This window comes from Citrobacter sp., from assembly GCF_050252275.1.
GTDB classification, from domain to species: domain Bacteria; phylum Pseudomonadota; class Gammaproteobacteria; order Enterobacterales; family Enterobacteriaceae; genus Citrobacter_A; species Citrobacter_A amalonaticus.
Map to the genome: position 1 here is coordinate 1 of NZ_JBFWLF010000191.1, position 9,036 is coordinate 9,036.

At 56.4% G+C, this 9,036-nt stretch carries 10 protein-coding genes and 1 other RNA gene; 8 read left to right on the forward strand and 3 right to left on the reverse strand.

What is annotated here, in order from left to right:
* The 4 genes from AB7E14_RS15715 to amtB all read left to right on the forward strand — a co-directional run.
* A partial coding sequence (locus tag AB7E14_RS15715; protein ID WP_428169656.1) for an ATP-binding cassette domain-containing protein occupies window positions 1-719 on the forward strand: 719 nt, incomplete at its 5' end.
* Window positions 712-2,490 carry a SmdB family multidrug efflux ABC transporter permease/ATP-binding protein gene (locus tag AB7E14_RS15720; RefSeq protein ID WP_044258949.1) on the forward strand — a complete coding sequence of 593 codons (1,779 nt, stop codon included), beginning with the start codon at window positions 712-714 and terminating at the stop codon, window positions 2,488-2,490. The genes AB7E14_RS15715 and AB7E14_RS15720, both read left to right, overlap by 8 nt.
* A gap of 223 nt (window positions 2,491-2,713) precedes the next feature.
* Window positions 2,714-3,052, forward strand: coding sequence for a P-II family nitrogen regulator (gene glnK, locus AB7E14_RS15725; protein WP_002891893.1), 339 nt, complete (start codon window positions 2,714-2,716; stop codon window positions 3,050-3,052).
* A gap of 31 nt (window positions 3,053-3,083) precedes the next feature.
* Complete coding sequence (gene amtB, locus AB7E14_RS15730) at window positions 3,084-4,370, forward strand: ammonium transporter AmtB (RefSeq protein WP_043001568.1); 1,287 nt, start codon at window positions 3,084-3,086, stop codon at window positions 4,368-4,370.
* 73 nt (window positions 4,371-4,443) lie between these two features.
* Here amtB and tesB read toward each other — a convergent pair whose 3' ends face one another.
* The gene (gene tesB / locus AB7E14_RS15735; protein WP_043001567.1) at window positions 4,444-5,307 is read right to left on the reverse strand and encodes an acyl-CoA thioesterase II; all 864 of its coding nucleotides are present in this window, start codon (window positions 5,305-5,307) and stop codon (window positions 4,444-4,446) included.
* Between the two features lie 212 nt (window positions 5,308-5,519).
* Between tesB and AB7E14_RS15740 the strand changes: the two genes are divergently transcribed.
* The gene (locus tag AB7E14_RS15740; protein ID WP_044267638.1) at window positions 5,520-6,089 is read left to right on the forward strand and encodes a YbaY family lipoprotein; all 570 of its coding nucleotides are present in this window, start codon (window positions 5,520-5,522) and stop codon (window positions 6,087-6,089) included.
* Between the two features lie 31 nt (window positions 6,090-6,120).
* On the opposite strand, the gene AB7E14_RS15745 is transcribed toward AB7E14_RS15740, so the two are convergent.
* Window positions 6,121-6,432 carry an MGMT family protein gene (locus tag AB7E14_RS15745; RefSeq protein ID WP_044327287.1) on the reverse strand — a complete coding sequence of 104 codons (312 nt, stop codon included), beginning with the start codon at window positions 6,430-6,432 and terminating at the stop codon, window positions 6,121-6,123.
* 162 nt (window positions 6,433-6,594) lie between these two features.
* Between AB7E14_RS15745 and ffs the strand changes: the two genes are divergently transcribed.
* From ffs to AB7E14_RS15760, 3 genes are all read left to right on the forward strand, one after another.
* Window positions 6,595-6,691, forward strand: an RNA gene (gene ffs, locus AB7E14_RS15750) — signal recognition particle sRNA small type.
* Between the two features lie 199 nt (window positions 6,692-6,890).
* Window positions 6,891-7,142, forward strand: a complete 252-nt coding sequence (locus AB7E14_RS15755) for a hypothetical protein (protein WP_043001565.1) — start codon at window positions 6,891-6,893, stop codon at window positions 7,140-7,142.
* The gene (locus AB7E14_RS15760) at window positions 7,139-7,357 is read left to right on the forward strand and encodes a hypothetical protein (protein WP_043001564.1); all 219 of its coding nucleotides are present in this window, start codon (window positions 7,139-7,141) and stop codon (window positions 7,355-7,357) included. Before AB7E14_RS15755 ends, AB7E14_RS15760 begins: the two co-directional genes overlap by 4 nt.
* Here AB7E14_RS15760 and AB7E14_RS15765 read toward each other — a convergent pair.
* Complete coding sequence (locus tag AB7E14_RS15765) at window positions 7,354-8,781, reverse strand: PLP-dependent aminotransferase family protein (RefSeq protein ID WP_316961951.1); 1,428 nt, start codon at window positions 8,779-8,781, stop codon at window positions 7,354-7,356. The genes AB7E14_RS15760 and AB7E14_RS15765 overlap by 4 nt on opposite strands.
* Window positions 8,782-9,036 lie beyond the last annotated feature (255 nt).

The window sequence follows — 9,036 nt, forward strand, 5'->3', positions numbered from 1 at the left end:
TGGAAAACGTCAATTTTCAGCTTAAGCCTGGGCAGATGCTCGGCATCTGCGGGCCGACCGGCGCGGGTAAAAGTACCGTGTTGTCGCTGATTCAGCGCCATTTCGATATCACCGAGGGGGATATCCGTTTTCATGACATCCCTCTGCCATGCCTGCAACTGGATAGCTGGCGCAGTCGGCTGGCGGTGGTCAGTCAGACGCCATTCCTGTTTTCGGATACCGTGGCGAATAACATTGCGCTGGGCTGCCCCAGCGCCACGCAACAGGATATTGAACATGTGGCGCGTTTAGCCAGCGTACATGAGGATATTCTTCGTCTGCCGCAGGGCTACGATACCGAGGTCGGCGAGCGCGGCGTGATGCTTTCTGGCGGACAGAAACAGCGTATCTCCATTGCGCGGGCGCTGTTGCTGAATGCCGAAATCCTGGTCCTGGACGACGCCCTGTCGGCGGTGGACGGGCGAACGGAGCATCAGATCTTGCACAATCTGCGCCAGTGGGGAGAAGGGCGAACGGTGATTATCAGCGCGCACCGCCTCTCGGCGCTGACTGAAGCGAGCGAAATCATCGTGATGCAGCATGGGCATATCGCGCAGCGCGGCGATCACGAGGCACTGGTGCAGCAGGCGGGCTGGTATCGCGATATGTACCGTTATCAGCAACTGGAAGCGGCGCTTGATGATGCGCCGGAAAATAACGAGGAGGCGGCAAATGCGTAGTTTTGGGCAGTTATGGCCGACCCTCAAACGCCTGCTGGCCTATGGATCGCCATGGCGAAAACCATTGGGCGTTGCAGTGATTATGCTGTGGGTCGCGGCGGCAGCAGAAGTCAGCGGGCCGCTACTGATAAGCTACTTCATCGACAACATGGTGGCTAAAAATAACCTGCCGCTGGGGAGGGTGACCGGACTCATTGCCGCCTATCTTGGGCTACAGATTCTCGCCGCCAGTCTGCACTATGCTCAGTCGCTGTTGTTTAACCGCGCTGCGGTCGGCGTGGTGCAGCAATTGCGTACCGACGTGATGGATGCCGCGCTGCGTCAGCCGTTGAGTGAATTTGACACGCAGCCCGTCGGACAGCTCATTTCGCGCGTCACCAACGATACCGAAGTGATCCGCGATCTGTATGTCACGGTAGTCGCGACAGTTCTGCGCAGCGCGGCGCTGATTGGCGCGATGCTGGTGGCAATGTTCAGTCTCGACTGGCGCATGGCGCTGGTGGCGATCCTGATTTTCCCGGCGGTGCTGGTGGTGATGATTATCTATCAGCGTTACAGCACGCCGATAGTCCGTCGTGTGCGGGCTTATCTCGCCGATATCAATGATGGCTTCAACGAAGTGATTAACGGCATGAGCGTGATCCAGCAGTTTCGCCAGCAGGCGCGCTTTGGTGAGAGGATGGGCGAAGCCAGCCGCTCGCATTATCTGGCGCGTATGCAGACGTTGCGTTTAGATGGCTTCTTATTACGGCCTCTGCTGAGCCTGTTTTCCGCGCTCATTCTCTGCGGTCTGTTGATGTTGTTCAGTTTTACGTCGGCAGGAACAATAGAAGTCGGGGTGCTCTACGCCTTTATCAGTTATCTGGGACGCCTTAATGAACCGCTGATCGAACTGACCACTCAGCAGTCGATGCTGCAACAGGCCGTGGTGGCCGGGGAGCGCGTGTTTGAACTGATGGACGGGCCGCGCCAGCGTTACGGGCAGGACCCGCGACCGCTGGCGTCCGGGCAGATTGACGTTGAGGATGTGTCGTTCGCCTATCGCGACGATAATCTGGTGCTGCAAAATGTCAGCCTTTCCGTACCGTCCCGCAGTTTTGTTGCACTGGTTGGGCATACCGGCAGCGGTAAAAGTACGCTTGCCAGTCTGCTGATGGGCTATTACCCACTGAGTCAGGGGGAGATTCGCCTTGACGGGCGTCCATTACGTTCACTGAGTCACAGCGCGTTGCGTCAGGGCGTCGCGATGGTGCAACAGGATCCGGTGGTCATGGCGGATTCATTCCTGGCAAACGTGACGCTGGGGCGGGATATCTCTGAAGAACAAGTGTGGCAAGCCCTGGAGACGGTGCAACTGGCGGAACTGGCTCGCGGGATGAGCGAAGGCATTCATACTCAACTTGGTGAGCAGGGGAACAATCTCTCCGTCGGGCAGAAACAGTTACTGGCGCTGGCGCGGGTGCTGGTGGCAACGCCGCAAATTTTGATCCTCGACGAAGCGACCGCCAGTATCGATTCCGGTACCGAGCAGGCCATTCAGCATGCGCTGGCCGCCGTGCGCGAACACACCACGCTGGTGGTGATTGCGCACCGACTGTCGACCATTGTTGAGGCGGACACCATTCTGGTGCTTCATCGTGGACAGGCGGTAGAGCGTGGTACTCATCAGCAACTGCTTGCGGCGCAAGGGCGCTACTGGCAGATGTATCAGCTCCAGCTCGCTGGCGAAGAGCTTGCCGCCAGCGTTCGCGAGGAGTCGCTTCCCGCCTGATGCACCGCCGCTGCCGGGTCGCTTCGGCGGTGGTGCAAAAATGTAACGCATCATGCACTGTCATGGTGCGTTTTTCTTTTCCCGTTCCGTTTTCCATTCTGAATCGCCCGTCAGACGGCCTGTAGAACAGACATCGACCCCGCTTTTTCAATTCTGGCATACCCCTTGCAATACCTCAGTCGTGTAGTCGCACCATATGCCGAATTCTGACTGGAGGGGATCTATGAAGCTGGTTACCGTGGTAATCAAACCGTTCAAACTGGAAGACGTTCGCGAAGCGCTCTCTTCTATTGGTATTCAAGGGCTGACCGTCACCGAAGTGAAAGGGTTCGGACGTCAGAAGGGTCATGCCGAGTTATATCGGGGTGCAGAGTACAGTGTCAACTTCCTGCCTAAAGTGAAGATTGATGTGGCCATTGCCGACGACCAACTGGATGAAGTGATCGATGTCATCAGCAAGGCGGCCTACACCGGAAAAATTGGCGACGGCAAAATTTTCGTCGCGGAGCTGCAACGCGTCATTCGTATTCGCACCGGCGAAGCTGACGAAGCGGCGCTGTAAAGCCTGGCACACAGTAACGGGAAACGACAAAATGAAGATAGCAACGATGAAAACGGGCCTTGCTTCGCTGGCGCTGCTGCCAGGTCTCGCGATGGCTGCTCCGGCAGTGGCGGATAAAGCCGATAACGCCTTTATGATGATTTGTACCGCGCTGGTGCTGTTTATGACCATACCGGGTATCGCCCTGTTTTACGGCGGTTTGATCCGCGGGAAGAACGTCCTGTCGATGCTGACGCAGGTCACCGTCACCTTTGCGCTGGTGTGCATCATATGGGTGGTGTTTGGTTATTCACTGGCATTCGGCGAAGGGAACAGCTTCTTCGGTAACTTCAACTGGGTGATGCTGAAAAACATTGAACTGACCGCCGTAATGGGCAGTATCTACCAATATATTCACGTTGCTTTCCAGGGATCGTTTGCCTGTATTACTGTCGGCCTGATCGTCGGTTCGCTGGCGGAACGCATCCGTTTCTCTGCCGTCCTGATCTTCGTGGTGGTCTGGCTGACCCTCTCCTACATTCCGATTGCCCATATGGTGTGGGGCGGCGGCCTGTTGGGATCGCACGGTGCGCTGGACTTTGCCGGCGGTACCGTCGTGCATATCAACGCCGCCATCGCTGGCCTGGTGGGGGCTTACCTGATTGGCAAACGTGTGGGTTTCGGCAAAGAGGCGTTCAAACCGCATAACCTGCCGATGGTCTTTACCGGTACGGCGATCCTCTATATCGGTTGGTTCGGCTTTAACGCCGGTTCCGCAGGGACGGCGAACGAAATTGCTGCGCTGGCCTTTGTGAACACCGTTGTTGCCACGGCCGCCGCGATCCTCGGCTGGATCTTCGGCGAGTGGGCGTTGCGCGGTAAACCGTCTCTGCTGGGTGCATGCTCAGGGGCGATTGCCGGTCTGGTTGGCGTGACGCCTGCCTGTGGTTACATCGGTGTCGGTGGCGCGTTAATCATTGGTGTGGTGGCTGGCGTGGCCGGGCTGTGGGGCGTGACAATGCTCAAACGTCTGCTGCGCGTTGATGACCCGTGTGATGTGTTTGGCGTTCACGGTGTCTGCGGGATTGTCGGTTGTATTCTTACCGGGGTCTTTGCCTCAAGCGCACTGGGCGGTGTGGGCTTTGCTGAAGGGGTGACGATGGGGCATCAGCTGCTGGTTCAGCTTGAGAGCATCGCCATCACGATCGTCTGGTCTGGCGTCGTGGCCTTCATCGGCTACAAGCTGGCGGATATGACCGTTGGTCTGCGCGTCCCGGAAGAGCAAGAGCGCGAAGGGCTGGATGTGAACAGTCACGGCGAGAATGCCTACAACGCATAACAGAAAAATGCCCGGTGAACTTAACCGGGCAACGCGGGATATCGCCGGATGCGCAGCAATGCCATCCGGTTTTTTATTCGTTGTGATTACGCATTACCCCTTCCTGCACGGTCGAGGCCACCAGTTTGCCATCCTGCGTGTAGAACTCGCCGCGAACAAATCCGCGCGCGCTGGAGGCCGACGTGCTTTCCACGCTGTACAGCAGCCATTCATTCAAATCAAACGGACGGTGGAACCACATGGAATGGTCGATCGTGGCAATCTGAATCCCTTTTTCCAGGAAACCAATGCCGTGAGGTTGCAGGGCAACCGGCAGGAAATTGAGATCGGAGGCGTAGCCCAACAGATACTGATGGACGCGAATGTCGTTGGGTAACGTACCGTTCGCGCGGATCCACACCTGGCGCGTGGGTTCTGCCACATGGCCTTTTAACGGGTTATGAAACTCAACGGGACGCACTTCCAGCGGGCGATCGCAGAGAAATTTATCTTTTAAAATCGGCGGCAACTGATGCGCGACTGACCGGGCAATGTCGGTTTCTGATGTCAATCCTTCCGGCGCGGGGGCGTGCGGCATGGTTTTTTGATGTTCGAAACCGGGCTCTGGCGCCTGGAATGAAGCGGTCATATAAAAAATAGGCTTTCCGTTCTGAATAGCGGCAACGCGGCGGGCGCTGAAGCTGTTGCCGTCGCGCAGAACTTCCACGTCATAAATAATCGGTCGCTGGCTATCACCAGGGCGTAAAAAATAGCTATGAAACGAGTGGACCAGGCGTTCTTCTGGTACCGTTTCTTTCGCTGCATACAGCGCCTGACCGACGACCTGTCCACCAAATACCTGGCGCAGCCCTAAGTCTTCACTTTGGCCCCGAAAGAGTCCTTCCTCAATTTTTTCCAGATTCAACAATGTCAGCAAATTGTTCAGTGCCTGACTCATACATGCTCTCCAGGTAACAACGACGCCGAAGCGAGATAGGCAGAGTATAACGCAATTTTGGAAGTGGTCCGATGGGTGCAATAGTCTGAAAAACTGGCCAATTCCAGGCAAAAATAAGTGATATGTGCCACACTTAGCTACGTTACGTTTTTGTTAACCACTCTTCCGGCGGGAGGAAAACCCGCTGGTGCAGAGATGATAAGGAGAATTTAATGAAGCTCATGCACATGGTAAGTGGTTTAGCGGTTGCGGTTGCTCTGGCCGCCTGCGCAGATAAAAGCGCGGATATCCAGACGCCAGCGCCAAACCCAAACACTTCAGCAACGGCCACACAGCCTGCTATTCAGCAACCTAATGTCTCGGGTACCGTATGGATCCGTCAGAAAGTGGCATTGCCGCCTGACGCCGTGCTTACCGTGACCCTGTCGGATGCGTCGCTCGCCGACGCCCCGTCGAAAGTGTTGTCCCAGAAAGCGGTTCGTACCGAAGGGAAACAGGCGCCATTTAGCTTCGTTCTGCCGTTTAACCCGGCTGACGTGCAGCCGAATGCCCGCATTCTGCTGAGTGCGGCAATTACGGTGAATGACAAACTGGTGTTTATTACCGATACCGTTCAGCCGGTCATCAACCAGGGCGGTACGAAAGCCGATCTGACTCTGGTGCCGGTGCAGCAAACGGAAGTGCCTGTGCAGGCAAGCGGTGGGGCAGCGACAACGGTGCCTTCAACTTCGCCAACGCAGGTCAACCCGTCTTCAGCGGTGCCTGCTCCGACACAGTACTAAGGCCTGTCTGACCCTCTCCACCCGGAGAGGGTCAATAATTCCAGCGATACCGTTGCAAATCAATCAGCCCGCTCCCTGATACCACAATACCTTCCGCCAGTAATGCCTGCCGTTGTCGCTGTAGATCGGGACCGGTGAGTGAAATCGCGCCGTGCCGATTCACCACCCGATGCCAGGGCAGAGTGCTGCCTTCGGGTAAACGTTTGAGTACGCCGCCGACCTGTCTGGCCGCGCGCGGAGAACCTGCGAGCAACGCGACGTCGCCATAAGTGGTGACACAGCCTTCGGGAATGGAGGCAACAATTTGCCAGACGCGCTGAGGGAAAGTGTCTTGTCTGTCCATGGTCTCTTCCTGCGGTAATCCTTCAGCATAATCTGGAATGGCGGGCGCGGGAAGTTCCATTGCGCAAGAAACCAGCATCTGACCGCCGATGGCTTGCAATTACAGGGGGCAGCAGTGATAATGCGCCTGCGCGTTGGTTAACAACGCTCTCAATGGGGGCTCTGTTGGTTCTCCCGCAACGCTACTCTGTTTACCAGGTCAGGTCCGGAAGGAAGCAGCCAAGGCAGATGACGCGTGTGCCGGGATGTAGCTGGCAGGGCCCCCACCCATTTGTGCCATCTGGCATCACATCTTCGTTTTTCTTCTTGTTGTTGTCATGGTTTTGTCATTTTTTTGTCATCAAATGCTGGCAGAGTGTTTTTGGGATGTTAAATCCTGGCGCTCAATTCGCTTATCACGTCATGGCGATCCTGTCGTCGCCGGAACCGTGCTTTTGCCTGTCCACAAGGATTCTTACGATGGCTACTGCAGTACTGAATGTCAAAATTGATGAGACATTAAAAGAAAAACTTCGTCATTACGCTGAACTGAATAATGAGAATTTAAGCGTCACGACAGAAAAACTGCTGCTGATTGCCTTCGACGTTGCGGCAGAGGCGGGGGTCTCGGCTGGCGATATCGATAGCCAACACACGGAAGAGTCGTTTGTTGAGCCACTGACTCCTAAAGAAATCAAAGCATTGCGCAGACTACTGAAGAAGAAAAAATGAAACAGCAAACGCTCTCCATCGCCAGTAACTATGGCGAAGCCTGTGAACTGCTCCGCTCGGGTTATGTTAAGCATGTTTGCCTGAGCTGGAACGTCGGTAGTGATGAATTTTTCCGTATAGCCTCTGACTGGTGCGATGCCGGTGCCAAAATAAAGAAAGAGGGCGATAATTTTGTGATTTCCCTCAAGGGTTTTCCGGTTCCTCGTCAGCATTAAATAATCTTACGCACCTTAGCGTTGCCGGACTGCAGACGCAGTGTTTCCCAGATCGGTTCCAGGGTGTTAAACGCCGCGCGCAGAGGCTCTTCCGGTAAGGCAAACGGCATACGTAAGAAACGATCAAACGCGCCCGCGAGCCCAAAACGGGTGCCTGTTCCGAGTTGGATCCCGACGCTTTCCGCCCGCGTGGCGAAAAGCGTTGCCAGCGTATCCGGCAGTTCTACCCAGAAGGATAATCCGCCCTGTGGTTGCTGATAGCGCCACTCGGGAAAGTGTTTGCGCATCAGGGTGTTGCAGAGTGCGCGCCGCGCGGCGAGCTGTTGTCTGCGCTGCGGCAAAAATGAATCAGCATTATCCAGGAGCCACGTGGTGGCAAGTTGTTCGATGACCGGCGAGCCCAAATCGACCGTATCCCGCGTTTGCACCAGCGCGGCGATGGTACGTGATGGCGCACGCACCCAGCCCAGACGCAGTCCTCCCCAGAAACTCTTGCCCGCTGAACCCAGCATAATTACCGGGGCGTCGCGGTGATACGCCGCCAGTGGCGGGGGCGGTGGGGCGTCGTACCAGAGGTTCACCATCGTTTCGTCAATCACTAGCGTTGTACGCGTACGGGCAGCGATATCCGCGATGACGTGCCGCGTCTCATCATCCATACACCGCCCGGTGGGATTATGGAAATCCGGCATCAGATAGGCCATTCTCGGTGAGGTCTGGGCGATGGTTGCGGCCAGTCCATCCGTATCCCAACCCTGTTCGGGTAATGACACGCCCACCGGTCGACAGGAGGCGCCCTGAATGGCCGCAATTGCCAGCGGGTACGTCGGATGATCGACCACTACCCGATCGCCGGGGCCAGTCAATAAGCGCAGGATCAGCGCCAGACCACTGACCGCGCCGTTGACCACCATGATTTCATCCGCCGTTGTCGGCAGGCCTCGCGCACAGTAATGACGGGCGAGCGATTCACGCAAGCAGAGTAATCCCTGCGGTTGATAGCCCGACGTCAGCAAATGCGGTGGCATCGCAACCAGCGCCTGTTGATAAGCCTGATGGATTTCAGGCCCCGCACTGAGGGCGGCGGTGGAGAGATCCAATGCCATCGTGGTACCGGTTCGCGTTGGCACTTCGCGGATATGACCCGGCAGAACCACACGCGACCCACTGCCGTGCCGACTCTCCAGATATCCCTCTTCCCGCAATTGCGCCAGCGCGCTGGCCACGGTGGTCCGGCTGATGTCGAGTACCGCAGCCAGTTCGCGTTCTCCGGGCAAACGGCTGTCGAGTGCCAGACGCCCGTCGAGGATCAGCAGACGCAACGCTTCTGCCAGTTGCCGCCAGAGCGGAGTTCTTGCGGCGCTGTCCTGCCAGTGCCCAATCAGGCGCTGGAGAGATTGACTTCCATAACGACGTGATGACATTGCAGTCCACTTTTTCAAAACTGGTCATTAATCATAGTGCCAATTACAGAGATGATGAAGACTATCTGAACGGGGAGGGTGAAAATGGGACGTCGTCTGGTTCAACTTTATTTTGGACTGGCTCTGTATGGGGTATCAACCGCGATGTTTGTGCGCGCGGATTTAGGTGCCGATCCGTGGAACGTGTTCCATCTGGGGCTGGCGAATCTGTTGTCGATGAAGATTGGCGAGGTGATGATTATTGTCGGCGCGCTG